Raw genomic sequence first — 24,677 nt, 5'->3', positions numbered from 1 at the left:
TAACTTGCTTACCGATTACTCAACTCAACGCAGCGCGGCATTCTCTTTCAGTGCTTTGGCTTTTTCTGCACTTTGCTGTTGCAGCGACCCCAGGTCGTCCAGGCTGCGCTCGTCCCAGCCCCCGCCCAGCGCCTTGGCCAGCAGCACGCTGGCGGCCATGCGGCGGTTGAGGATGTTCAGCGAGCTCAGCTCGGCCGACAGCGCCGTGGCCTGGGCGGTGATGACATTGACGTAACTGACGGTACCGGCCTTGTACTGGTTGTTCACCAGCGTCACTGCCTGGCGCGCAGCCTGCAGCGCCTCGCCCTGCACTGCCGCTTCCTGCTCCAGGATGCGCAGCGCGGCCAGGTTGTCTTCCACTTCCTGGAAGGCGGTCAGCACGGTTTGCTTGTAGGTGGCCACGGTGCCGTCATAGGTGGCGATGGCCTGGTCGGTGGCCGCTGCGCGCGCACCGCCATCGAAGATGGTCTGCGCCAGCTGCGGTCCCAGCGACCAGACGCGCCCCGGCAGCGTGAACCAGTCCGCGAAGGTGGAACTCTGATAGCCGCCCGATGCGGACAAGGTCAGGCTGGGAAAATACGCCGCCTTGGCCACACCGATCTTGGCATTGGCCGAGGCCACCCGGCGCTCGGCTGCGGCCACGTCAGGACGGCGTTCCAGCAGCATCGAGGGGACGCCCTGCGGCACCGGTGGCGCGACGGCCGCCAGCGGAGCACGCGGCAGCGCGAATTGCGCCGGCGTCTTGCCCACCAGCAGCGCGATGGCGTGCTCGACCTGGGCGCGGGTGACCCCATTGTCCAGCGCCGAGGCCTGGGCCGATTTCAATTGCGTCTGCGCCTGGATCACGTCGGACTTGGCCACCATGCCAGCGGCATACTGGTTCTGCGCCACCTGCAAGGAACGCTCGTAAGCCTGCACCGTCTCTTCCAGCAATTGCTGCTGGGCGTCCAGCACGCGCAGTTGCAGGTAGTTCTGCGCCACCTGCGCCTGTGCCGACAGGCGCGCAGCGGCCAGGTCCGCCGCACTGGCCTGGGCGCTGGCCTGACTGGATTCGACATCGCGCCGCACCTTGCCCCAGATATCCGCCTCCCAGGCAGCCGTCAGCGAGAAGGTATAGGAATTGCGCACGCTCCCCGCACTGCTGCCCGAGGCAGCGTTCGAGGAAGACGCGCCTGCCGACCCCGAACTGCCCCGCGACGCCCCGGCCGAAGCCGACAGCGTAGGCGAATAGGCCGAGCGCGAACTTTGCACCAGCGCCACGGCGCTGCGGAAATTGGCTTCGGCCAGGGCCAGGTTCTGGTTGGAGATATCCACCTGGGCCACCAGGGCATTCAATTGCGGGTCGCCGAACATTTCCCACCACTTGCCATCGGCCACCAGGTCACGCGGCTGGGCCGGCTTCCAGTTCTGGCCTTCCTTGAAGATGGCAGGTCCCGTGTCCATCTGCGGGCGCACGTAGTCGGGGCCGACCGAGCAGGCGGCCAGCGCCAGGCTGGCCACCAGCATCGCCAGCAAGGGCTTGAGTTTGAAGAGGTCTTGTTGCGTCATGCGTTTCTCCATCACGGCAGCGCTCAGGCGGCCGAGGTTTCTGTCTTGTTCTTGCGGCCGAAACGGCGCTTGCTCCAGCTGCTCAGGCGTTCCATGTAGAGGTACACCACCGGTGTCGTATAGAGCGTGAGCAATTGGCTCACCACCAGCCCGCCGACGATGGAAATGCCCAGCGGCTGGCGCAGCTCTGCGCCGTCCCCATGGCCGATGGCCAGGGGGATCGCGCCCAGGAGCGCCGCCATGGTGGTCATCATGATGGGGCGGAAGCGTAGCTTGCAGGCCTCGAAGATGGCGTCGCGCGGCGACATGCCGCGATTGCGTTCGGCATCGATGGCGAAGTCCACCATCATGATGGCGTTCTTCTTGACGATGCCGATGAGCAGGATCACACCGATCAAGGCGATGAGGCTGAAGTCGGTCCCCGTCACCATCAGCGCCAGCAGCGCCCCCACGCCTGCCGAGGGCAGCGTGGAGATGATGGTGATGGGGTGGATCAGGCTTTCATAGAGGATGCCCAGCACGATATACACGGCCAGCAAGGCGGTGAGGATCAGCAGCGGCTGGCTGGACGTGGACGACTGGAAGGCATTGGCTGTGCCGGCAAAGGTGCCCAGCACATTGGTGGGCACGCCCAGTTGCGCCATGGCGCGGTCGATGGCCGCCGTGGCCTGCGACAACGAGACCCCTTCGGCCAGGTTGAAGGACAGCGTGGACGCCACGAACTGTCCTTCGTGGCTGACCGACAAGGAGGTGGTGGTCGGCTCGAAACGCGAGAAGGCCGCCAGTGGGATCTGCCGTGACGGTGCGGTGGAGATGGTCTGGGCCAGGCCGGTATTGGCGTTCAACTTGCCCGAGGCCGACAGCGCCGGCGGCGTGGACAGGCTGGACGTGGTCGGCGAGAGGTTGGAAGAACCGGCCAGGCTGACATAGGTATCGCGCAGGGTTTCCGGGCTCTGCCAGTATTGCGGCGCAGCTTCCATCACGACGTGGTACTGGTTCATGCCGCTGTAGATGGTCGAGATCTGGCGCTGCCCGAACAGGTCAGACAGGGTGGAATCGATCAACTGCGGCGTGACGCCTGCGCGCATGGCGGTCTCGCGGTCGATGGTCAGCGTGGTCTGCAGGCCGTTGTCCTGCTGGTCGGTGCTGATGTCTTCCAGCTCCTTGAGGTTGGACAGGGCCAGGCGGATCTTGGGCTCCCAGATGCGCAAGAGGCCCACGTCATCGGACTTGAGCGAGTATTCATATTGCGAATCGCTCTGTCGCGCGCCGATGCGGATATCCTGCACCGGCACCAGGAACACCCGCGCACCGGCCACCTTGGCGGTCTTGATGCGCAAGCGCGCCACCACCTTGTCGGCGCTGTCCTTGCGTTCGCTCAGCGGCTTCAGGGTCACGTACATGAAGCCGCCATTGCGCCGCTGCCCGCCGGTAAAGGCGACCACATCGGAGACGGCCGGATCGGCCCGGACGATGTCGATGAATTCATTGAGCTTGGTGCGCATGGCCTGGAAGGAGATGGCCTGGTCGCCGCGGATGCCGCCCACCAGCCGGCCGGTGTCCTGCTGCGGGAAGAAGCCCTTGGGAATGGCCTTGTACAGGTAGACGTTCAGGGCGATGGTGGCCAAGAGGATCAGCATCATCAAGGGCGCCGCCCGCAGCGCCCAGGCCAGCGTGCGCTGATAGGCCAGCAGCATGTCCTCGAAGATGGCCGCGCTCTGGTCGGCGATCTTCTGCAACCAGGGATGACGGCGCTGGCGGCGTGCTTCGTCAGCGGCGGGATCATGGCGCAGCAACTGCGCGCACATCATCGGCGTGGTGGTCAGCGAAACCACCAGCGAGACCAGGATGGCCACCGACAAGGTGATGGCGAACTCGCGGAAGAGCCGTCCGACAATCCCCTCCATCATCAGGATGGGAATGAACACGGCAATGAGTGAAATGCTCATGGACAGCACCGTGAAGCCCACCTCGCGCGCGCCCAGCAGGGCGGCCTTGTAGGGTTTCATGCCCGACTCGATGTGGCGCGAGATGTTTTCCAGCACCACGATGGCGTCATCGACCACGAAGCCGGTGGCGATGGTCAGCGCCATGAGCGAGAGGTTGTCCAGGCTGAAGCCGGCCAGGTACATCACGCCAAAGGTGCCGATCAGCGAGACCGGCACCGCCACCGCCGGGATCAGCGTGGCGCGTGCATTGCGCAGGAACAGGAACACCACCATGATCACCAGCGCCACCGAGAGGATCAGGGTGAACTCGGTTTCCTTTAACGAGGCGCGGATGGTGGGGGTGCGGTCCAGCACCACCTTCATGTCGATGGCCGAGGGGATCGAGGCCTGTAACTGCGGCAACAGCTCGCGCACGTTATCGACGGTGTCGATGATGTTGGCGCCGGGCTGGCGGTTGATGATGATCAGCACCGAGGGCTTGCCATTGGACGAACCGGCATTGCGCACATCAGCCACCGAATCGCGCACCTCGGCCACATCCTGCACCCGCACCGGCGTGCCGTTGCGGTAGGAGACGATCAGCGGCGCATATTCAGCGGCGGTCTTGGCCTGGTCATTGGCGTAGATCTGCCAGTTGCGATCCTGGTCTTCCAGCAGGCCCTTGGGACGATTGGCATTGGTGGCCGCCACGGCGGTGCGCACATCGGCCGTGCCGATACCGTACTTGTTGAGCGCGGTCGGATTCAACTCGATGCGCACCGCCGGCTGCGAGCTGCCGCCCACGCTGACCTGCCCTACCCCGCGCACCTGCGAGAGCTTCTGCGCCACGATGCTGTCGGCGGCGTCATACATCTGGCCCTGGGTCATGGTGTCGGAGGTCATGGCCAGGATCAGGATGGGCGCGTCCGCCGGGTTGACCTTGCGATAGGTCGGATTGCTCGGCATGCCAGTGGGCAGCAGGTTGCGCGCCGCATTGAGCGCGGCCTGCACGTCGCGGGCGGCGCCGTCGATGTCGCGGCTCAGGTCGAACTGCAAGGTGATGCGGGTGGAGTTCTGCGAGCTGGTCGAGGTCATCTCGGTCACGCCCGCAATCGCCCCCATGGCGCGTTCCAGCGGCGTGGCGACGGTCGCGGCCATGGTCTCGGGACTGGCCCCGGGCATCGAGGCCGAGATCGAGATGGTCGGATAGTCCACCTGCGGCAGCGGCGACACCGGCAGCAGGCGGAAGGCCACGATGCCGGCCAGGGCGATGCCGATGGTCAGCAGCGTCGTGGCAATGGGCCGCTGGATGAAGGGAAGCGAGATATTCATGCGTCGATCCGCTTACACCGCCGGCGGCAGGGCGGCCGGCTTGCCTTCGTCATCGCCGCCGCCCGGCCCTGGCGCACGCTGGCCGAAGCGCGCGCGCAGGCGGCGCCCCAGGCTGTCGAAGCCGAGGTAGATCACCGGTGTGGTGAAGAGCGTGAGCACCTGCGACACCAGCAAGCCGCCCACCATGGTGATGCCCAACGGCTGGCGCAGCTCGGAGCCCACACCGGTTCCCAGCATCAGCGGCAACGCGCCCAGCAAGGCCGCCATGGTGGTCATCAGGATGGGACGGAAGCGCAGCAGGCAGGCCTGGTAGATCGCCTCGCGCGGGCTCTTGCCCTCGTGCCGCTCGGCTTCCAGCGCAAAGTCGATCATCATGATGGCGTTCTTCTTGACGATGCCGATGAGCAGGATGATGCCGATGATGCCGATGATGCCCAGGTCGGTGCCCGAGATCATCAGCGAGAGCAAGGCCCCGACCCCTGCCGAGGGCAGCGTGGAGAGGATGGTGATGGGATGGATGTAGCTCTCATAGAGCACGCCCAGCACGATGTACATCGTCACGATGGCCGCCAGGATCAGCCACAGGGTATTGGACAGCGACGCCTGGAAGGCCAGCGCCGCGCCCTGGAAGTTGGTGACGGTGGAGGCCGGCATGCCGATCTCTTCTTCGGCGGCCTTGATGGCCTTGACCGCCTCGCCCAATGACGCGCCCTTGGCCAGGTTGAACGACACGGTGGCGGCCGGGAACTGGCCGATGTGGTTCACCACCAGCGGCGCGGTACGTTCGGTCACCGTGGCGATCGACGACAAGGGGACCTTGCCGCCGCCGGAGGTCACCAGGTAGATGCTGTCCAGCGCCGCCGGACCATGCTGGAACTCGGGCTTGACTTCCATCACCACGCGGTACTGGTTGGATTGCGTATAGATGGTGGAGATCAGGCGCTGGCCGAAGGCATTGTAGAGCGCATTGTCGATGGCCGCGGTGGTGATGCCCAGGCGCGAGGCGGCATTGCGGTCGATCTCGATGTAGGCCTGCAAGCCCTGGTCCTGCAGGTTGGTGGCCACATCGGCCAGCTCGCTCTGCTGTTGCAGACGGGCGATCAGCTTGGGCACCCAGGTGCTCAGCACCGCGGGATCGGCGTCTTCCAGCGTGAACTGGTATTGCGTGCGCGAGACGCTATCCTCGATGGTCAGGTCCTGCACCGGTTGCATGTAGAGCGTGATGCCCGGCACCTCGGCGGCCAGCTTGCCTTGCAGCCGGCGGATCACGTCCGTGGCCGAGACCTCGCGCACGTCATGGGGCTTGAGGTTGATGAGCATGCGGCCACTGTTGAGGGTGGCATTGGTGCCATCCACGCCGATGAAGGAGGTCAGGCTCTCCACGGCCGGGTCTTGCAGCACGACCTTGGCCAGCTGCTGCTGCTTCTCGCCCATGGCGGAGAAGGAGATCGATTGCGTGGCCTCGGATATCCCCTGGATGACGCCGGTGTCCTGCAAGGGGAAGAAACCCTTGGGCACGAACACGTACAGCAACACCGTCAAGCCCAGCGTGGCGGCGGCCACCAGCAGTGTCAGCTTCTGGCGCGCCAGCACCCATTGCAGCATGACGCCATAGCGCGCAATGATGCGGTCGAAGAACTGCTGGCTCTTGTGATAGAACCAGCCCTGCTGTTCTTCCGGCTGATGGCGCAGCAGGCGCGCGCACATCATGGGCGTGAGCGTGAGCGAGACCACTGCCGAGATCAGGATGGACACGGCCAGCGTGACCGCGAATTCATGGAACAGGCGGCCCACCACATCGCCCATGAAGAGCAAGGGGATGAGCACGGCGATGAGCGAGAAGGTCAGCGAGATGATGGTGAAGCCGATCTGTTCGGCCCCCTTCAGCGCGGCCTGCATGGGCTTCATGCCCTCTTCGATGTAGCGCGAGATGTTCTCGATCATCACGATGGCGTCATCGACCACGAAGCCGGTGGCAATGGTCAGCGCCATGAGCGTGAGGTTGTTGATCGAGAAGCCGGCCAGATACATGATGGCAAAGGTCCCCACCAGCGAGAGCGGCACCGCCACGCTGGGGATGATGGTGGCCGGCACATTGCGCAGGAAGACGAAGATCACCATCACCACCAGCGCCACCGAGAGCAGCAGCTCGAATTTCACATCGTCCACCGAGGCGCGGATGGTGGTGGTGCGGTCGGTCAGGATGTGGACATCGATGGCGCCCGGCAGGCTGGCCTGCAACTGCGGCAGGATCTTCTTGATGCTGTCGACCACGGCGATCACGTTGGCGCCAGGCTGGCGCTGGATGTTCACGATCACCGCCGGCTGGGTATTGGCCCAGGCGCCCAGGCGCACGTTTTCGGCCCCATCGACCACATCGGCCACATCCGAGACGCGGATGGGCGCGCCATTCTTGTAGGCGATGATCAGGTTGCGGTATTCATCGGCTGAACGCAGCTGGTCATTGGCGTCGATGGTGGAGGCGCGCGTGGGACCGTCGAAGCTGCCCTTGGCCTGGTTGACGTTGGCGTTGCCGATGGCGGTGCGCACATCATCCAGGTTCAGGCCCAGCGCTGCCACGGCGCGGGGATTCAATTGCATGCGCACAGCCGGGCGCTGGCCGCCCGACAGGCTCACCAGGCCCACTCCGGAGAGCTGTGAGATCTTCTGGGCGATACGGGTATCGATCAGGTCTTGCACCTTGGGCAGGGGCATGGTGTTGGAAGTCACCGCCAGCGTGATGATGGGCGTATCAGCAGGGTTGACCTTGCTGTAGACCGGCGGCATCGGCAGGTCCGAGGGCAGGAGGTTGCTGCCGGCATTGATGGCGGCCTGCACTTCCTGTTCGGCGATGTCCAGGCTCAGGTCGAGGTTGAATTGCAGCGTGATCACCGAGGCCCCGCCGGAGCTGGTGGACGACATCTGCTTCAAGCCCGGCATCTGGCCGAACTGGCGTTCCAGCGGTGCGGTGACCGAGGAGGTCATCACATCGGGACTGGCGCCGGGATAGAGCGTGACCACCTGGATGGTCGGGTAATCGACTTCGGGCAGGGCCGACAGCGGCAAGAGCCGGTAGGCCACGATGCCCACCAGCAGGATCGCCAGCATCAGCAAGGAAGTGGCGACTGGCCGCAGGATGAACTGGCGTGAGGGATTCATGCGTGGTCCTGCTTATTTGGCGGCATTGCCATTGCCATTGCCGGCGGCTTCACGCTGGCGGCGCAGCTCCATCATCTTCTGGCGGCGCTGGTCTTCGGGCAGCTTCTTGATCTCTTCGCCGAATTCGCCAGCGTCGATGCGCTTGTTGAGTTCGGCCCAGCGCTTCTGGCGTTCTTCCGGGCTCATGCCGCCCTGAGCGCCCTGCCCTGCATCACCGCCAGCGCCAGCCTGCGCGCCCGGATTGCCCTGGCCGCGCTTGCCATGGCGGCGTTCGGGATTCTCGGTGGTGAGCTTGTTGGCCGGATCATCCGCACCGCCTCGCGCCACCGCTTCCACCTTCGCGCCTTCGCGCAGACGGTCGATGCCATCGATGACCACGGTCTCGCCCGCGCTCACGCCGTCGGTGATGACGGTCAGGTCATCCTGCACCGGACCGGTCTTGACCGGCCGCACGGTGACGCTGCTGTCGTCCTTGACCACGTAGACGAACAGGCCCTTGGAACCGCGCTGGATGGCTGCCGTGGGAATGACGGTGGCGCCCTGCTCGGTATTGAGCTGCAGGCGGATATTGACGAACTGGCTGGGGAAGAGCGCGTAATCCGTATTGGGGAACTGGGCCTTGAGCTTGACCGTGCCGGTCGTGGCGTCGACCACGTTGTCGATGGTCAGCAGCACGCCATCGGCCAGCTTGTTCTTCTGCTCACGGTCCCAGGCCTGGGCCGGCAGCTTGCGGCCGCTCTGCAATTGCTGCAAGACCTTGGGGATATTGTCTTCGGGGATGCTGAAAATGGCCGTGATCGGCTGCAACTGGGTGATGATGACCAGGCCGTTGGTATCGCTGGTGGTGACGTTGTTGCCCACGTCGGCCTGGCGCAGACCCAGGCGGCCGCTGATGGGCGCGGTCACGCGGGTAAACGAGAGTTGCAGGCGGGCGCTGGCCACGTTGCCTTCGTCGGCCTTGACCGTACCTTCGTATTGCTTGACCAGGGCCACCTGGGTATCGACCTGCTGGCTGGCGATCGAGTCCTGCGCCAGCAGGGTCTGGTAGCGCTTGAGGTCCAGCCGGGCCGAGGCCAGCAAGGCGCGGTCGCGCGCCAGCTGGCCTTCGGCCTGGGTCAGCGCGGCCTGCAACGAGCGCGGATCGATCTCGGCCAGCAGGTCGCCGGCCTTGACGACCTGGCCTTCCTTGTAGTGCAGCTTCATCAATTGGCCGTCCACGCGCGCCCGCACGGTAGCGGTGGCCGTGGGCGTCACCGCGCCCAGGCCGTTGAGGAAGACATTGACGTCTTGCAGACGCGCCTTGGCCACGCCCACCGGCATGGTCTGCGGGCCGAAGGCGCCGGGTCCGCCTGGGCGGCGTGCGCCCGCTGCCCCTGGCCCCGGACGACCACCCGGCCCGCCCATGGCCGCCATCTGCTCTTGTTCTGCCTTCTTCTTGGACCACATCTTGTAGCCGCCACCGGCCGCCAGCGCCGCTACCAGCACCCAGAACCACCAGCGGCGCAGGATGCTGCCCCGGGCGGATGCGTTGGAGGGAGAAGGCGGGTGGGGATTGGGAGTATTTGTCATGTCAGGGAAACCAGTGGACCGATCACGTCATCAAGTCATCACGTCAACGGGCCGCCACCATGGCGACCCGCCAGAATTTGTCTGCGTTGTCTGCGTTGTCTTCTTGTGGTGCGCCTGGGCGCAACCCGAAAGCATAAAGGGAGGCCGGCCCTCCAGTCGGAACCGGGCCGCCCGCCTTTATTCTCTCCGAACAGGCTGACAGGCGTGCAACATTGTCAGCATGCCACCCAGCAGCCGGGCTGGCACGCAGTGTACCCAGCTATTGCGCGTATTGCACGATGTGCCGACGGGAACGAACGAGAACCAACGAGAACAGCCTTGCGCGGGATACGCAAGGCTGCGCAGTGACACCACCCTGGGCGCCGGCATCAGGCCTGAGCCGGCGTCCAGGGCCTCTCCTGCCGGGCCTGGATCAGTTGGCCGGAGGCGCAACCGGAGCCGGGTTGCCGTCATGGGGCGGGCCCTTGCGATCACCACGACGCATGTGCTCCATCTTTTCCCAGCGATGGCGTTCCATCTTGGCGTGCTCGGCGTCGAAGATCTTCTGCTGTTGCGGCGACAGGGTGGCGTAGAAGTCCTTGGTGGCGGCGATACGCTGTTCGGCGAAGGCTTCACGCTTGCGCATCATGTCCAGCTGCTTGTCCAGGCGCTCCGGGGTGGACAGCTTGGCCCATTCGTCCTTGTTCGGACGGCCAGCCTGGTCGAACGGGGCCGGTTTGGTCTTGTCCAGGAAGAGCTTCCAGGCGGCTTCCTGGGAGGCGGTGATCTTGAGCTTGTCGTGCAGCTCGGCCTGGTGCTTGGCGCGCATCTGCTCGAACTTGGCGACCTGCTCGGGGCTGGGCGGATGGCCTTGCGGGCCGCCCGGGGGCATCTGGGCGAAGGCCGACAGGGTCACGGCGCTGATGCTCACGGCGGCGATGCCGGAGAGGATACGGTTCTTGATTGTCAACATGGCTTGCTCCTTTCAGGGGTGGTGCTCTGTAATGCGTTGGACAGCGACATGCCGTCTTGGCACGGTTCCCATTAAACCGGCGGCGTGTATCGGGGATTTTTCTGCTGTGGCGTCATTTGTATCGTTTTGTATATACGCAGGCCGCCCAGGTATCGTTTTATTTCTACCCCGCTCCTTGTAAAGACCCGATACAAATCCGCCCTGCACGCCCGGACAAGTTCGGCATAATGCGACCCATGGATACAAATACTCACATCCTCGTCGTCGATGACGACCGCGACATCCGCACCCTGCTGGCCGAATACCTGGACAGCAATGGCCTGCGCACGCTCACCGCCACCAATGGCAGCGAAATGCGCCGCGTGCTGGAAGAGTCGCGGGTAGACCTGATCGTGCTGGACCTGACCCTGCCAGGAGAAGACGGCCTGACCCTGTGCCGCAACCTGCGCGCCACGTCGTCGGTGCCGGTGATCATGCTGACCGCGCGCGGCGAGCCGCTGGACCGCATCCTCGGGCTGGAGATGGGCGCCGATGATTACCTGGCCAAGCCCTTCGAACCACGCGAACTGTTTGCCCGCATCCGCAGCGTCCTGCGTCGCACCCAGGCATTGCCGCCCAACATGGCCCAGCCGGACGTGGCCGCCATGCGCTTTGCCGGCTGGACCCTGGACCTGACCGCACGCCACCTGGTGAACCGGGATGGCGTGGTGGTGGCCTTGTCGGGCGCGGAGTTCCGCTTGCTCAAGGTCTTCCTCGACCATCCCAACCGGGTGCTCAACCGTGACCAGTTGCTGGAACTGACCCAGGGCCGCGAATCCGATCCCTTCGACCGGTCGGTGGATATCCAGATCAGCCGGCTGCGCCAGAAACTGGGCGATGATGCGCGCACCCCCACCATCATCAAGACCGTGCGCAACGAGGGCTATGTCCTGGCCACCACCGTCACCACGGAAGGCGCGGGCCGCTCGGCATGAAGAATTTCCTGGGCTCCATCGGCAACCGCATCTTCTTCCTGCTCCTGGGCGGCATCGTGGTGGCGGTGTTCGCCACCAACTGGCTGGCCGGCAACGAGCGCCGCAATACCCTGCGCGAGCTGCGCTTCCAGCACCTGGCCGACCGCGTCGAACAGATCGTCCAGGCGGTAGACAACATCCCCCCGGCGCAGCGCCCCATCGTGCTGCAGGCCGCCAGCAACTTCGGTTTCGAGGCGCGCATGGTGGAGGACATGAACGACGCCATCGGCCCCGATGCCAGTCCCAGTCCCAGCACCAGCCCCTTGACCGAGATGCTGCAGGCGCGCCTGGGCGAAGACCGCAAGATCGCCGTGCAGCGCGAGAGTGAATGCCCGCCCCTGCGCACCGATGATGCCCGCGCGCCGCGTCGCGATACCTGCCGCGTCATCTACATCAGCCTGCATGACCAGGCGCTGATGCGCCTGCGCCTGCACCAGCCGGGCGAGCCCCCGGCCCTGCGCGCACGCGCCGGCCCTGGCGGGCCGGCCAGCCTGTTCGGACTGCAATACATCCTGCTGTTCCTGGTATTGATCGCCATGCTGGCCTGGCTGGTGGCGCGCATGGCCACCCGCCCCATCCGCCAGCTGGCGCAAGCAGCCTCGCGCCTGGGCAGCGACATCGACCACGCCCCGCTGGCCGAAACCGGACCGACCGAGATCCGCCAGGCGGCCCACGCCTTCAATGCCATGCAGGCGCGCATCCGCCGCCAGATCCAGCATCGCACCCACATGCTGGCGGCCATCACGCATGACCTGCAAACACCGTTGACGCGCATGCGGCTGCGACTGGAAAAGGTCAGCGATCCCGGCTTGCAGCAGAAGCTCATCGATGACCTGGGCGTGATGCACGGGATGGTACGCGAGGGTCTGGACCTGGCGCGCAGCATGGATTCTTCGGAGAAGATCCAGGCGCTGGACATCGACTCCCTGCTCGACAGCGTCTGCGCCGACGCCGCCGATGCAGGCCAGGACGTGGCCCTGCAAGGCAGCACCCGCGCCTTCGTGATGGCCCAGCCGGGGGCCTTGCGGCGCTGCCTGACCAACCTGATCGACAATGCCTGCAAGTACGGCAAGTCCGCCCGCGTCTCCATTGCGCTGGAACAGCAGAAGATCGCCATCCGCATCCGTGATCAGGGGCCTGGCATTCCGGAATCCGAACTGGAAGCCGTCTTCGAGCCCTTCTATCGGCTGGAAGCCTCGCGTTCCCGCGACACCGGCGGGACCGGACTGGGGCTGACCATTGCACTGAACATCGCCGAGAACCACCATGGCCAGCTGCGCCTGCGCAACCTGGCCGAGGGCGGGCTGGAAGTCTTGCTGGAACTGCCGCCGATGACGCCCGCCAAGAATCGGTGAATTCCCTGCCCCTTGTATGAAAAAAACGCCGCAAACCCTTTCGAGATGCGGCGGTTTTCATTGGTCGGCCAAGCTGGCTTAGCCGAAATAGTTCAAACCCAGCGCAGCATTGACTTCCGACATGGTCTGCGCGGCCACCGCGCTGGCGCGCTCGGTGCCGCGCTTCAAGATGGCCAGCACTTCGCCGCGGTCCTTGGCGAATTCCTCGCGGCGGGTGCGGATGGGTTCCAGCATTTCCTGCAGGATGCCTTCGAGACGGCGCTTGACCACGCTGTCGCCCAGGCCGCCACGGGTGTAATGGGCCTTCAGTTCGGCCACGGCGTCGCGGTCCGGATCGAAGGCGTCCAGGAAGGTGAAGACCACATTGCCCTCGACCTGGCCCGGGTCATCCACGCGCAGGTGGTTGGGGTCGGTGTACATGCGGTGCACGGCCTGCTTGATCTCGGCCGGCGTCGCGCCCAGCGCGATGGAGTTGCCCAGCGACTTGCTCATCTTGGCCTTGCCGTCGATGCCGGGCAGGCGGCCGGTTTCGGACAGCACTTCCTTGCATTCGACCAGCACTTCGCGGTCCACGGTGGCGTTGAATTTGCGCACCAGTTCATTGGTCTGCTCGATCATCGGCAACTGGTCGCTGCCCACCGGCACCAGCTGGCCCTTGAAGGCAGTGATGTCGGCGGCCTGGCTGACCGGATAGGTCAGGAAGCCGGCCGGAATATCGCGCTCGAAGCCGCGCAGGCGGATCTCTTCCTTGATGGTCGGATTGCGCTCCAGGCGCGAGACCGTCACCAGGTTCAGCAGCACCATCGACAGTTCATACAGCTCGCGCACCTGAGACTGGATGAAGATGGTCGACTTCTCGGGATCGATACCCACGGCCAGATAGTCCAGCGCCACTTCGAGGACGTTGTCGGTGACCTTCTGGTGGCGTCCCACGTTGTCGGTCATGGCCTGGGTATCGGCCAGCAGCAGGAACTGGCGCGAGGTCTCCTGCAGCGCCACGCGCGACTTGAGCGAACCGATGTAGTGGCCCAGGTGCAGCGGGCCGGTAGGACGGTCGCCGGTGAGGACGACGGGCAAGGTGCTGGAGGTGGAGCTAGTGGCGTTCGAAGACATGGTCATTCCTGATCGTTAATCTCTGGAATGCCGCCGGTCCCGAAGCTGAAGAAACAATGCCGCCGGAACCGGCGGCATCATGGTCACATGGTCAAGCTGTGTGAAAACGGGCCGCCTCGTTCAGGCGCGCCACCAATGCTGGGTTTTCGCAAGTTGATCTTTTCGGAAAAGCATGGCGGCGAGTATAGCATCGACAGCGCATCGACAGCGCACCATGTTGCGTCGCATAAGAAAAAACCGCCTGCAAGGAGGCGGTGTCGACGCGCGGACTCAGTACGCGCCCGGCGGCGGACCGTAATACACCGGCGGCGGGCCGTAATAGCCCGGGGGCGGCGGCGGTGCGTAATAGTAGTAACGCGGATGGTAGGTATAGACGGTGGTGGTCTGCACCGGCTGCTGGACCTGGTTGCCCTTGCTGTACATGCATTGGGTATAGGTCATGTCGTAGCGCTGCTGCATGGAGTAATTGCCACCCGCTGCAGCATTGCTGCCGGCGGTGCTGCCCACCAGCAAGCCCCCACCTGCACCGATGGCCGCGCCCGCACCGGCATTGCCCGAGGCGGCGCCAATGAGGGCGCCGGCCACCGCACCGACGGCGGTACCGACGGCGGCGCTGTTGGCGGCATTGTTCTGCGTCTGCGCCGCCTGGCCGCCGATGGCGTCCTGGGCGTATTGCTGGCATTGCTGCTGGTCGGCGCGGAACTGCTCATAGCTCTTGCCCTTGCCGGGCATGGCCATCACCGAAGGGCCGGTGGGCACGCTCACGCAGCCGCCCAGCGCCACCATCGCGCCCAGGGCGCAGACCGTCGCGGCGCGCTTGTTGATCGGATTCATGGTGCTTCCTTTGCGCCACCGGCGAGGTGGCATCGGGTTGATACGGACATAGGCGGTACGGAAGAACGGCCCGGCCTCAGGGCGGCGGCCCGCCCGGCCCGGACGGGTTGGTATTGGGGACCACCTTCATCCACTGGCTGGGGCAGCTCTGCACGTAGGGATAGTAGGCGCGCGATTCCTGGCAGTAGTACCAGTAATCCTGGCGCGGTTGCTCGATATAGACCGGCGGCGGTACGCGCTCGACATAGACCGGCGGCGGATAGTAGACCGGCGGCGGCACCCAGATCGGGCCGCCGATCACCACGCCGCCATAGAAGCGCCCGTGCGCATACACCGATGCGCTGGCCGCCAGTCCTGCCACGGCGAGGACGCCACAGACGCCGATTGCCGCAATTTTCTTCATGTGATTGCCTCTGGAAGTTTCTTTTCCTTGCCAGAGTGCATCATTCCCGACGTCGTCCGCTGGAGCGGAACTCCTTTACCGGCGCGGGCTGCAGGCGCATCTGGCGCATGAAAGCAATATACGCCGGGAGTTGCTCGAATTGCTTCGATGTTTCAATTCGTAACCCAAATCAATATTGCTATACATGGGCTTGAGAAAGCTTAGCAATCAAGCAGTGGGCAGGCCCCCATCAAAACAAAAACGGCCTTACGAGGCCGTTTGTTGTCACCCGCCTGGCGGTGCAGACAGGAAAGGATGTGTATCGATTCAACCCGGCCGCGTCATCTGCTCCGGCTTGATCCACTCGGCAAACTGCTCTTCAGTGACGTAGCCCAGCGACAGCGCCGCCTGCTTCAGGGTAGTACCGTCGTGGTGTGCCTGCTTGGCGATCTTGGCGGCCTTGTCGTAGCCGATATGCGGCGCCAGGGCGGTCACCAGCATCAGCGACTTTTCCATCAGCTCGCCGATGCGGCTGTGATTGGCCTCGATGCCGCGCGCGCAGTGCTCTTCGAAGCTGGCCATGCCATCGGCCAGCAGGCGCACGCTCTGCAGGAAGTTGTGGATGATCAGCGGCTTGAAGACGTTGAGCTCGAAGTTGCCGCTGGCGCCGCCGATGTTGAGGGCGACGTCGTTGCCAAACACTTGCGCGCACAACATGGTCATCGCTTCGCACTGGGTAGGATTGACCTTGCCCGGCATGATGGAACTGCCCGGCTCATTCTCGGGAATGGTGATCTCGCCCAGGCCCGAACGCGGGCCGGAGGCCAGCCAGCGCACATCATTGGCGATCTTCATCAGCGCTGCCGCCAGGGTCTTCAGACCGCCGTGGGAAGCCACCAGGGCGTCATGGCCCGCCAGGGCCGCAAACTTGTTGGGCGCCGTCTTGAACGGGAAACCGAAGAACTTGGCCAGCTCAGCCGCGACACGCTCGCCGAATTCCGGGTGGGCGTTCAAGCCCGTGCCCACCGCCGTGCCGCCCGCAGCCAGCTCGGAGATGGCGTTGAGGGTGCCGATGACGGCCGATTCGGCATGTTCCAGCTGGGCCACGTAGCCCGAGAATTCCTGGCCGAGGGTCAGCGGCGTAGCGTCTTGCAGGTGGGTGCGACCGATCTTGACGATGTCGGCGAACTGGCTGGATTTCTCCGCCAGCGTGCCGCGCAGCGTGTGCAGCGCCGGGATCAGGTGGGTCGCCACGGCCATGCAGGCGGCCACGTGCATGGCGGTGGGGAAGATATCGTTGGAGGACTGGCCACGGTTGACGTCGTCATTGGGGTGGATCAGGCGATCCTCGCCACGCACGCCGCCCAAGAGTTCCGAGGCGCGGTTGGCCAGCACTTCGTTCATGTTCATGTTGCTCTGGGTGCCGGAGCCGGTCTGCCAGACCGACAGCGGGAACTCCAGCGGATGCTTGCCGGCGATGACTTCATCGGCGGCGGCAATGATGGCCTCGGCCTTCTTGCCGTCCAGCTTGCCCAGGTCGCGGTTGACGCTGGCGCAGGCGCGCTTGACGGCGGCCAGCGCCACGATCAGCTCGGCGGGCATGCGCTCGGTGGAAATGTGGAAGTGGTGCAGCGAACGTTCGGTCTGCGCGCCCCACAGGCGGTCGGCCGGCACTTCGATCAGGCCAAAGGTATCGCGCTCCATGCGGTGGTTCATGATGCTTCTTCTCCGTGATAAGACGGCCACAAGCGGCCGGATGAGTCCCCGGCCCGGTCCGAGATGCCTCTGGCGCAGGTGGGGTGACTGAAGATCAACGAGCTAGTGTAACTGCTGGCGGGGCCGCCTGCAGGAGCGGGCGGCGGGAAGCTGGCGGGATGGTGCAAAGACGGCGCTGGCAGCGCCATTTCAAGCGGGATCAGGGCAAGGATACGGCACAGGCCTCAAGCGCCCTTGTTGTCCTTGGGCGGGTCGGGCAGCACACAGGCTTCGACCACCTGCAGGTCATTGTCCTTGGCGAAATTGACCACGAAGTGATAGGCCAGCGGCTCCAGCTCACGCAGGGCTTCGTTGACCACCACCGAGCGCACGCCATCGATATGGGTGGGCAACACGTAGGGAGAATACTTCAGGTGGGCGTTACGTCCGCCACTGCCCTCGGGACGGAAACAGGACATCACGCCGCACAGCCGTTCAGCCCAGTCGCTGGGGCGAAACTGCCGGCCATCCGAGGTCTTGCCAAGGATGATGAATTCCTTGGCCGGTGCGTTTGCGGGTTTGATGGGATCAGCCATACATGCAGTTCTTCTAAAGCGCTTGCAACCGAATGCCCTGGTCCTGGTGGAACCTGAGCCCTGGATTCCGCGGTGCCTGCGCGATCTTCTGCGTTGGGTGCCTGCGGTGTTGAGTATTATATCTTATAGAAGACTTGGCTTCTACCGGTCTCCTCGCCTCCACCCAGCCGTGCATGTCGCCCGTGCCTGCCCTGCTGCGGATGCTGCTGCCGGGCAAGATGCGATCTTGATCTTTTGATGATGTGAAGCCCGAAGTATACCGGGTTGGCGTGTTTCGCGTTTCCAAAAATAAAGCGGGCCAGAGCCCGCTTCTTGCCAGACCGCCCGGATCTAGCCCATCCACACCGCTACCGATAGCAGCAGCAGCAGGAACATCCATAGCAGCAAGGCGCGCCAGACCAGGCCCACGGTGCTCTGCAGGGTGCGCGGCGAGGGGGTGTCGCCGGGCAGGCCGTCGGTTTCCTCGGGCATGGAGTCGACCGTGGCGGCATCGGCCGGCAGGATGATGCCGGCTGCGGCTTCCTTCTCGGTGCCGAAGCGCACACCCATGGCGCCGCCGCCAGCGGCCAGGATGATGCCGGCGCTCTCGTCATCCCAACGGCTGGCGAAGTTGCGCCAGGCATAGATGGCGTCTTCGAAGTTGCCCACCACGGCAAAGGCGGCGGCGGTCAGGCGCGCCGGGATCCAGTCAATCCAGTAGAAGGCCTGGGCGGCGAAGCGGCCGAAGGCTTCGAACTTCATGTGATCGGGCTCATTCCAGGCGCGCGAAAGATACTCGGCCACGCGATACATCACGGCCAGCGCCGGGCCAACCGGCATCAGGAACCAGAAGAACACGCCAAAGACGTGACGATGCGTCGTGATGAGGGCGCGTTCGGAGGCGATGCGGGAAATTTCACTCACATCCATGCCGGTCGTATCCTGCCGGGTCCATTCGGCCAACAGGGCGCGGGCGGTCATTTCATCGCCGCTGTTGAGGGCCAGCTGGATCGAAGTGAAGTAATGGCTGTAGTGACGAAAACCCAGCGTAAGATAGACCACCAGCACGTTCCAGGCGAACGCCGCCACCAGGCTCACATGCAACAGCAGCCAGTAGACCAGCGCCACCGGCACGGTCAGCGCACCGACCATGGCCACCCAGCCCAGGCGGCCATGATGAACCTGGCCGGCATTGAACCAGCCTTCTATGGTCGCTGCGAAAGACTTGATCGATGCATAAACGGGATTGTCTGCGCGCAGCGGTTTGAGTTGTTCGATGAGCAGCGCAAAGAGAATGGAAAGAAATGTCATCAAGCAGCCTTATGGGTCTCTGTAGCCCGTACGATAGCGCAGTGCAAGATGGGAATCAAACAATAGATTCGTTGACCGGAATCAACAATAGATTTCACCTGCTTTTATACCGATATGCAGACTTGGTCGGCTGACATCGCTTTGAACCCGCGCCCTGCCGCTCCCTGCCCCACTCAGCTGCGCAGGAAGTGGAACAGGTTGCGCAACATGCCGGCGGTCGCCCCCCAGATGAAGTAACGGTCATACGGCATCGTGTAGAAACTGCGCCGGCCCACCGGGGCCGGCAGCTCTACCGAACGGCGCTGGTGATTGACGCCATCCATGAGGAAGGCCAGCGGCACCTCGAAGATCTCGGCCACTTCACGCGGATCGCCGACGGCCTCGAAGGGCGGCTGGATCAAGCCCGCCACGGGCGTGACGCGATAGCCCGTGCCGGTGAAATAGTCCGGCAGGGAGCCGATGACCTCGATGTGCTGGCGCGCCAGGCCGATTTCTTCCTCGGTCTCGCGCAGGGCGGTCTCGATGGCCGAGCCGTCATAGTCTTCACGACGACCGCCAGGGAAGCTGATCTGCCCCGCATGATCCTTCAGATCCGCTGTTCTGCGAGTGAACAGTATTGTCATTCCCTGCTCACGCAGGACGATAGGAATCAGCACCGAAGCCAGCCGGAAGCGCCCCTTGGACTCGGCCAGGCGCGCCATCTGGTCGCCGCTGTGCTCGGGCTCCCAGCGCGGCGGGTCGGCGAAGCGCTGGCGCAGCCAGTCGGCATTGAGGCGCGCAGCCTCCAGCGCGCCTTCACCGGCGACGGCGTCCACAGGCAGATTGACAGGATCGAAACTGGCCACGTTGTGCTCGCTTCATCGAGGTTGGCAGGACATTAATGCAGCAGACGGAAACGAAAAAGGGGCGTCGTAAGACACCCCTTTTCCTGACGCATCAACAGGCGACCGATTACTCGGCAGCAGCAGCCTTTGCCGCACGGCTGGGCAGCTTTTCCTTGATACGTGCCGACTTGCCCGAACGTTCGCGCAGGTAGTACAGCTTGGCACGACGCACGTCACCACGACGCTTGACTTCGATCGAGGCGATCAGCGGCGAGTACAGCTGGAAGGTACGCTCCACGCCTTCACCCGAAGAAATCTTGCGGACGATGAAGTTGGAATTCAGACCACGGTTACGACGGGCGATGACCACGCCTTCGTAGGCCTGGGCGCGCTTGCGGGTACCTTCAACCACGTTCACGTTGACAATCACGGTGTCGCCGGGGGCGAAGTCGGGAATGTTCTTGGCGAGACGCGCGATCTCTTCTTGCTCGAGTTGCTGGATCAGATCCATTTTTTGCTCCTGTAACCATCTTGCCGGCGCCGTTGCCACGAGGGCCGATTGTAGGGCCCGGTAGAGGATGGGGTTTCAAACACGGTGGCCTGGGCCACCGCACGGTGCAGGTCCATTGCTGGGCCTGCGGTACTGCATTTGCTGCAATGTGCTACTAAGACTTCGGGTGGGCGGCCTGCTGCGGCAGACTGCCCAGAAACTTTTCATCGGCCTTGCTCAACAGGCCCTGCTCGCGCGCCCTGATGATGAGGTCGGGACGCTTGGCCTGGGTGGCTTCCAGCGCCCGCTGCCGACGCCATTTCTGGATCTCGGCATGGTGTCCACCCAGCAGGATGGACGGCACCGGTTCACCTTCATAGACTTCCGGACGCGTGTAATGCGGCGAATCCAGCAGTCCGTTGACGAAGCTGTCTTCGACCGCCGAGGCGCTGTCGTTGAGCGCACCGGGCAACAGCCGGATCACGGCATCCATCAGCGCCATCGCCGGCAGCTCGCCGCCGGAGAGGACGAAGTCGCCGATGCTGATTTCCTCGTCCACGCACTTGTCGAGCAGGCGCTGGTCGATCGCTTCATAGCGTCCGCACAGCAACACCGCTCCGCTGTCCTGCGACAGCCGCACCACGCGCTCGTGCGTCAGCGGTGCGCCTTGCGGCGACAGGTAGATCACACGCGGCTTGGCCAGACCCAACGCCTGCTGACGCTGCTGCGCCGCCTCGATGGCGGCCTGCAGCGGCTTGGCCAGCATCACCATGCCGGGGCCGCCGCCATAGGGGCGGTCATCCACGGTACGGTGATTGTCGGTCGTGAATTCACGCGGATTCCACAACTGCAAGCCCCAGCGCTGCTGCTCCAGCGCCCGGCGGGTAATGCCGGACTGCGTCAGCGCAGCGAACATCTCGGGAAACAGAGTGACGACGTCAAACTGCATCACGCCTCCATTTCCTGGCATCTCTTGAAACTGGTGCATCCCTCGACATCAGCGAGCCGGAAAAGAAAAAACTGACCGAAGAGGTCAGTAATCCTTGTCCCAGTCGACGATGATCTTTTTTTCGCTCTGCTGTACCGTCTTGACGAACTGGTCGACAAACGGGATCAGCATTTCGGACGCCGCGGCCGACTTCTCCTTGGCGCCCTTCTTCGGCTTTGCATCGGCGGCGGGATCCAGCTCGGGCGCAGTGTCCTGCACCGGCGCCGTCACCTTCAGGATGGGGTGGGCGCCGTTGTCCATCATGTCGGACACCACGCCCAGGTGTTCACCCTGGAGATTTTCCACTGCCGAGCCGATCAGATCGACCCAGTAGAATTCATTGTCATCCAGCGCCGGGAAGTGCTTGCGGGAGATGGAAACCACCGTTCCCTTCATCGCTTCGGCCGCATTGCGGTCGGCGACCCCGGTCAGGCGCGCAACGACATCGCCGCTGTGCCCCTTGGACTGCATGACATCGACGTCCTGCTTGGGCTGGCCGGATTTCTCCAGCCACCACGTCTTGGCATTGAGCAAGGCGTCTGCCTCGCTCGAATAGGGACGCACGCGAATCCAGCCCTGGATTCCGTAGGCTCCGGTCACATGGCCGACGGTCACGAGATCGTCGGGTGCGGAGAACCCCGCCTGGGCTGGATGAGTCATGGGTACGCCAGACCTGTTCTTCATCCTGACGCCAGGAAACCCGGCGGGGGAATCAGACAGGAAAACCTGTATTAGGCAGCAGCCTTGGAACCGGCTTCTGCGACCAGGCGAGCAACGGTCGGCGACAGTTGTGCGCCAACGCCTTGCCAGTGAGCCAGACGGTCAGCAGCGATACGCACGGTTTCTTCCTTGCCGGAAGCGACCGGGTTGTAGAAGCCGATGCGCTCGATGAAACGGCCATCGCGACGATTGCGCGAGTCGGTTGCAACGATGTTGTAGAAGGGGCGCTTCTTGGCGCCGCCACGAGCTAAACGAATAACGACCATAATGGTTCCAGTAAGAATACGGACACGGAAAAGCCGCAGATTATAACGGACTTCCGCACACCCGGGCAAGCTGCTTGGCGCTTTTGTGCAGCAGACCAACGCATTACCCCAACAAAAAGCGCCGAAACTGATGTCAAATCGCATCAGGAAACACCAGAACGCCCCCCCTCCCCGCCGCGACAGCCGGTCATGACATGTCCAGCGGGAAATTCCTGTACGCCCCAGGCTCGGCTATACTGCCTCGATATCCTGAGAACAACATTACCAGGGCTTCATCTCCCATGGCGCAAACCAGAACAAAGAGACAAGCAGCATGCCCCCATCCTCCCGCCACAAGAACAAGACCCTGACGACCTTCCTGGCCACCACGCTGGGCAGCATCGGTCTGCATCGTTTCTATCTCTACGGCGCGCGCGACCGTTTCGGCTGGCTGCACATCCTGGCCATTCCACTGTCGCTGGGCCTGATGGCCGCCCAGCCGCAGGCGCCCCGCTTGTTCACCGCCCTGCCCTTCGTGCTGTCGATGCTCATCGCCTGCCTGGAAGCGCTGGTGATCGGCCTGACCCCGGATGACAAATGGGATTCCCGCCATAATGCCGGCAGCGGCAAGAGCTCGGAATCGCACTGGATCCTGGCCGTGATCCTGGTCCTGACCGTGGGCCTGGGGGCCATGGGCGTGATCGCCCTGCTGGCGCGCAGCTTCGATCTGCTCTTCACCGGCGGCGCCTTCGGCTGATTCCCAGCCCCATCAAACAGACAAGCCCGGAACGCCGCTCTGCGGTGTTCCAGGCTTTTGTTTCCGCCAGAAATCGGGAAATCAGGAAATCAGAACTGCTCCTCCGCCAGGGCCATCACCGCAGCACCGCCATCGACGATGGCTGTACGATAGGCCAGCGCCTGCGGCAGGATCTGGTCGGCATAGAAACGCGCCGTGGCCAGCTTGGCCTCATAGAACTTGCCATCGCCCTCGCCCGCCTTGAGCTTGGCCGCAGAGACAGCCGCAGCACGCGCCATCTGCCAGCCGCCCAAGACGACACCGGCCATCTTCAGATAGGGGACGCTGCCGGCAAAGACCGCCTTGATATCGCTCTTGACGTTGGCCACCACATAATCCACCACCTGCTCCAGCGCATCGGCCGCCTCACCCAGGCGCGCCGCGATGGGCTGCAGCTGGGCGTCACCTTGCAGTTCGGAGACTGTCTTGCGCACCTGGGCGAGGATGCCCTTGGCCACGGCGCCGCCATCACGGGCGGTCTTGCGACCCACCAGGTCATTGGCCTGGATGGCGGTGGTGCCTTCGTAGATCGGCAGGATGCGGGCGTCGCGGTAATACTGGGCTGCGCCGGTTTCTTCGATGAAGCCCATGCCGCCATGCACCTGCACGCCGGTGGAAGTCACATCGATGGACATCTCGGTGATCCAGCCCTTGACGATGGGCACCAGGTATTCATAGAAGGCCTGGTTGGACTTGCGGGTGGCCTCGTCATCGCTGAAGTGGGCCGCATCCGAAGTGGCGGCGGCCACATAGGACAGCGCGCGCGCCGCCTCGATCTGGGCGCGCATGGACATCAGCATGCGGCGCACGTCGGGCTGGTGGATGATGGCCACAGGGCCGGGCGAGCCGGCCAGGTCACGCGACTGGATGCGATCGCGGGCATAGGCCACGGCCTTCTGATAGGCGCGTTCCGACACCGACAGACCCTGGATGCCCACGGCGAAGCGCGCCGCATTCATCATGATGAACATGTATTCCAGGCCGCGATTCTCTTCGCCGACCAGGGTGCCGATGGCGCCGCCATGGTCGCCGAACTGCAGCACGGCGGTCGGGCTGGCCTTGATGCCCAGCTTGTGTTCGATGGAGACGCAATGCACGTCATTGCGCGCCCCCAGCGAACCATCGGCATTGACCAGGAACTTGGGCACGATGAACAGCGAAATGCCCTTCACCCCTTCGGGCGCGTTGGGGGTACGGGCCAGCACCAGATGGACGATGTTCTCGGCCATGTCGTGCTCGCCATAGGTGATGAAGATCTTGGTGCCGAAGAGCTTGTAGGTGCCATCGCCTTCGGGCACTGCGCGCGTGCGCACCAGCGCCAGGTCAGAACCGGCCTGCGGCTCGGTGAGGTTCATCGTGCCGGTCCACTTGCCGGAGATGAAGTTGGCGATGAAGGTTTCCTTCTGCTGCTGGGTGCCGGCGGTCATCAGCGCTTCGATGGTGCCATCGGTGAGCAGCGGGCACAGTGCGAAGGACAGGTTGGCCGAGTTCAGCATTTCGATGCAGGGTGTGGCCAGCAGCTTGGGCAGGCCCTGGCCGCCGAATTCCACCGGATGCTGCACGCCTTGCCAGCCTGCCTCGCCGAACTGGCGGAAGGCTTCCTTGAAACCGGGGCTGGTCGTCACCTTGCCGTCGGCCCAGCTGCTGGGCTCCTTGTCGGCGGAGTGATTGAGCGGGGCCACCACCTCACTGCAGAACTTGGCGTTTTCCTCGAGGATGGCCTCGGCCGTCTCCGGCGTGGCGTCTTCGCAGCCGGGCAGCGCGTTCACGGCCGCCAGGCCGGCCAGCTCGTTCATGACGAACAACATATCCTTCACGGGCGCGGTGTAACTCATCTCCAACCTCCAT

At 64.1% G+C, this 24,677-nt stretch carries 20 protein-coding genes; 3 read left to right on the top strand and 17 right to left on the bottom strand.

Annotated features, from left to right (window positions below):
• Nucleotides 1-24 precede the first annotated feature (24 nt).
• The 5 genes from ACP92_RS07625 to ACP92_RS07605 all read right to left on the bottom strand — a co-directional run bounded on the left by ACP92_RS07625 (nt 25) and on the right by ACP92_RS07605 (nt 10,488).
• Nucleotides 25-1,548, bottom strand: a complete 1,524-nt coding sequence (locus ACP92_RS07625) for an efflux transporter outer membrane subunit (RefSeq protein ID WP_013233539.1) — start codon at nt 1,546-1,548, stop codon at nt 25-27.
• A gap of 23 nt (nt 1,549-1,571) precedes the next feature.
• The gene (locus ACP92_RS07620; RefSeq protein ID WP_013233538.1) at nt 1,572-4,808 is read right to left on the bottom strand and encodes an efflux RND transporter permease subunit; all 3,237 of its coding nucleotides are present in this window, start codon (nt 4,806-4,808) and stop codon (nt 1,572-1,574) included.
• A 12-nt stretch (nt 4,809-4,820) separates the two neighbouring features.
• Nucleotides 4,821-7,967 (bottom strand): MdtB/MuxB family multidrug efflux RND transporter permease subunit, encoded by a 3,147-nt coding sequence (locus tag ACP92_RS07615; RefSeq protein ID WP_013233537.1) that lies wholly within the window; start codon nt 7,965-7,967, stop codon nt 4,821-4,823.
• 12 nt (nt 7,968-7,979) lie between these two features.
• Entirely contained in the window at nt 7,980-9,536 is a 1,557-nt protein-coding gene (locus tag ACP92_RS07610) for an MdtA/MuxA family multidrug efflux RND transporter periplasmic adaptor subunit (protein WP_041310429.1), read from the bottom strand.
• A 412-nt stretch (nt 9,537-9,948) separates the two neighbouring features.
• Entirely contained in the window at nt 9,949-10,488 is a 540-nt protein-coding gene (locus tag ACP92_RS07605; RefSeq protein WP_013233535.1) for a Spy/CpxP family protein refolding chaperone, read from the bottom strand.
• 236 nt (nt 10,489-10,724) lie between these two features.
• Here ACP92_RS07605 and ACP92_RS07600 point away from each other — a divergent pair, with 236 nt between their 5' ends.
• Together ACP92_RS07600 and ACP92_RS07595 are read left to right on the top strand one after the other, a co-directional pair.
• Nucleotides 10,725-11,462, top strand: coding sequence for a response regulator (locus tag ACP92_RS07600; RefSeq protein WP_171941797.1), 738 nt, complete (start codon nt 10,725-10,727; stop codon nt 11,460-11,462).
• Nucleotides 11,459-12,856, top strand: coding sequence for an ATP-binding protein (locus tag ACP92_RS07595; protein ID WP_013233533.1), 1,398 nt, complete (start codon nt 11,459-11,461; stop codon nt 12,854-12,856). The genes ACP92_RS07600 and ACP92_RS07595 overlap by 4 nt, the downstream gene beginning before the upstream one ends.
• 78 nt (nt 12,857-12,934) lie before the next feature.
• Here the strand turns inward: ACP92_RS07595 and trpS are convergent, their stop codons facing one another.
• The 11 genes from trpS to rpsP form a co-directional block, all read right to left on the bottom strand.
• Nucleotides 12,935-13,969: a tryptophan--tRNA ligase gene (gene trpS, locus ACP92_RS07590; RefSeq protein ID WP_013233532.1), complete on the bottom strand. Its 1,035-nt coding sequence runs from the start codon at nt 13,967-13,969 to the stop codon at nt 12,935-12,937.
• A 270-nt stretch (nt 13,970-14,239) separates the two neighbouring features.
• On the bottom strand, nt 14,240-14,803 hold the full coding sequence (locus tag ACP92_RS07585) for a glycine zipper family protein (RefSeq protein ID WP_013233531.1): 564 nt from the start codon (nt 14,801-14,803) through the stop codon (nt 14,240-14,242).
• Between the two features lie 76 nt (nt 14,804-14,879).
• Nucleotides 14,880-15,206 (bottom strand): hypothetical protein, encoded by a 327-nt coding sequence (locus ACP92_RS07580; protein WP_013233530.1) that lies wholly within the window; start codon nt 15,204-15,206, stop codon nt 14,880-14,882.
• Between the two features lie 306 nt (nt 15,207-15,512).
• Entirely contained in the window at nt 15,513-16,901 is a 1,389-nt protein-coding gene (gene fumC / locus ACP92_RS07575; protein WP_013233529.1) for a class II fumarate hydratase, read from the bottom strand.
• 224 nt (nt 16,902-17,125) lie between these two features.
• Nucleotides 17,126-17,476, bottom strand: coding sequence for a DUF3579 domain-containing protein (locus tag ACP92_RS07570; RefSeq protein WP_013233528.1), 351 nt, complete (start codon nt 17,474-17,476; stop codon nt 17,126-17,128).
• Nucleotides 17,477-17,806: 330 nt separating this feature from the next.
• A complete protein-coding gene (locus ACP92_RS07565) occupies nt 17,807-18,766 on the bottom strand; it encodes a CobD/CbiB family protein (protein ID WP_013233527.1) in 960 nt (319 codons plus the stop codon).
• A 173-nt stretch (nt 18,767-18,939) separates the two neighbouring features.
• Nucleotides 18,940-19,611 carry a CoA pyrophosphatase gene (locus tag ACP92_RS07560; RefSeq protein WP_041310427.1) on the bottom strand — a complete coding sequence of 224 codons (672 nt, stop codon included), beginning with the start codon at nt 19,609-19,611 and terminating at the stop codon, nt 18,940-18,942.
• 106 nt (nt 19,612-19,717) lie between these two features.
• Nucleotides 19,718-20,101, bottom strand: coding sequence for a 50S ribosomal protein L19 (rplS, locus tag ACP92_RS07555; protein WP_008327243.1), 384 nt, complete (start codon nt 20,099-20,101; stop codon nt 19,718-19,720).
• Between the two features lie 154 nt (nt 20,102-20,255).
• Complete coding sequence (gene trmD, locus ACP92_RS07550; RefSeq protein ID WP_013233525.1) at nt 20,256-21,029, bottom strand: tRNA (guanosine(37)-N1)-methyltransferase TrmD; 774 nt, start codon at nt 21,027-21,029, stop codon at nt 20,256-20,258.
• Nucleotides 21,030-21,113: 84 nt separating this feature from the next.
• Entirely contained in the window at nt 21,114-21,728 is a 615-nt protein-coding gene (gene rimM / locus ACP92_RS07545; protein ID WP_013233524.1) for a ribosome maturation factor RimM, read from the bottom strand.
• Nucleotides 21,729-21,799: 71 nt separating this feature from the next.
• Nucleotides 21,800-22,054: a 30S ribosomal protein S16 gene (gene rpsP / locus ACP92_RS07540; protein ID WP_008327198.1), complete on the bottom strand. Its 255-nt coding sequence runs from the start codon at nt 22,052-22,054 to the stop codon at nt 21,800-21,802.
• A 313-nt stretch (nt 22,055-22,367) separates the two neighbouring features.
• Between rpsP and ACP92_RS07535 the strand changes: the two genes are divergently transcribed.
• On the top strand, nt 22,368-22,790 hold the full coding sequence (locus ACP92_RS07535) for an NINE protein (RefSeq protein ID WP_013233523.1): 423 nt from the start codon (nt 22,368-22,370) through the stop codon (nt 22,788-22,790).
• Between the two features lie 89 nt (nt 22,791-22,879).
• On the opposite strand, the gene ACP92_RS07530 is transcribed toward ACP92_RS07535, so the two are convergent.
• Complete coding sequence (locus ACP92_RS07530; protein WP_013233522.1) at nt 22,880-24,664, bottom strand: acyl-CoA dehydrogenase; 1,785 nt, start codon at nt 24,662-24,664, stop codon at nt 22,880-22,882.
• Nucleotides 24,665-24,677: the final 13 nt, after the last annotated feature.

Origin of the sequence: Herbaspirillum seropedicae (assembly GCF_001040945.1) — a bacterium.
Classification (GTDB): Bacteria; Pseudomonadota; Gammaproteobacteria; order Burkholderiales; family Burkholderiaceae_D; genus Herbaspirillum; species Herbaspirillum seropedicae.
Note: the sequence above shows the minus strand (reverse complement) of the source record. Positions and strands in the feature narration are given on the sequence as shown.

Bases quoted from the DNA above. Each gene is read 5' to 3' on its own strand.
- ACP92_RS07625 (WP_013233539.1), bottom strand. From the start codon at position 1,548: ATGACGCAACAAGACCTCTTCAAACTCAAGCCCTTGCTGGCGATGCTG.
- ACP92_RS07620 (WP_013233538.1), bottom strand. From the start codon at position 4,808: ATGAATATCTCGCTTCCCTTCATCCAGCGGCCCATTGCCACGACGCTG.
- ACP92_RS07615 (WP_013233537.1), bottom strand. From the start codon at position 7,967: ATGAATCCCTCACGCCAGTTCATCCTGCGGCCAGTCGCCACTTCCTTG.
- ACP92_RS07610 (WP_041310429.1), bottom strand. From the start codon at position 9,536: ATGACAAATACTCCCAATCCCCACCCGCCTTCTCCCTCCAACGCATCC.
- ACP92_RS07605 (WP_013233535.1), bottom strand. From the start codon at position 10,488: ATGTTGACAATCAAGAACCGTATCCTCTCCGGCATCGCCGCCGTGAGC.
- ACP92_RS07600 (WP_171941797.1), top strand. From the start codon at position 10,725: ATGGATACAAATACTCACATCCTCGTCGTCGATGACGACCGCGACATC.
- ACP92_RS07595 (WP_013233533.1), top strand. From the start codon at position 11,459: ATGAAGAATTTCCTGGGCTCCATCGGCAACCGCATCTTCTTCCTGCTC.
- trpS (WP_013233532.1), bottom strand. From the start codon at position 13,969: ATGTCTTCGAACGCCACTAGCTCCACCTCCAGCACCTTGCCCGTCGTC.
- ACP92_RS07585 (WP_013233531.1), bottom strand. From the start codon at position 14,803: ATGAATCCGATCAACAAGCGCGCCGCGACGGTCTGCGCCCTGGGCGCG.
- ACP92_RS07580 (WP_013233530.1), bottom strand. From the start codon at position 15,206: ATGAAGAAAATTGCGGCAATCGGCGTCTGTGGCGTCCTCGCCGTGGCA.
- fumC (WP_013233529.1), bottom strand. From the start codon at position 16,901: ATGAACCACCGCATGGAGCGCGATACCTTTGGCCTGATCGAAGTGCCG.
- ACP92_RS07570 (WP_013233528.1), bottom strand. From the start codon at position 17,476: ATGGCTGATCCCATCAAACCCGCAAACGCACCGGCCAAGGAATTCATC.
- ACP92_RS07565 (WP_013233527.1), bottom strand. From the start codon at position 18,766: ATGACATTTCTTTCCATTCTCTTTGCGCTGCTCATCGAACAACTCAAA.
- rplS (WP_008327243.1), bottom strand. From the start codon at position 20,101: ATGGATCTGATCCAGCAACTCGAGCAAGAAGAGATCGCGCGTCTCGCC.
- trmD (WP_013233525.1), bottom strand. From the start codon at position 21,029: ATGCAGTTTGACGTCGTCACTCTGTTTCCCGAGATGTTCGCTGCGCTG.
- rimM (WP_013233524.1), bottom strand. From the start codon at position 21,728: ATGACTCATCCAGCCCAGGCGGGGTTCTCCGCACCCGACGATCTCGTG.
- rpsP (WP_008327198.1), bottom strand. From the start codon at position 22,054: ATGGTCGTTATTCGTTTAGCTCGTGGCGGCGCCAAGAAGCGCCCCTTC.
- ACP92_RS07535 (WP_013233523.1), top strand. From the start codon at position 22,368: ATGCCCCCATCCTCCCGCCACAAGAACAAGACCCTGACGACCTTCCTG.
- ACP92_RS07530 (WP_013233522.1), bottom strand. From the start codon at position 24,664: ATGAGTTACACCGCGCCCGTGAAGGATATGTTGTTCGTCATGAACGAG.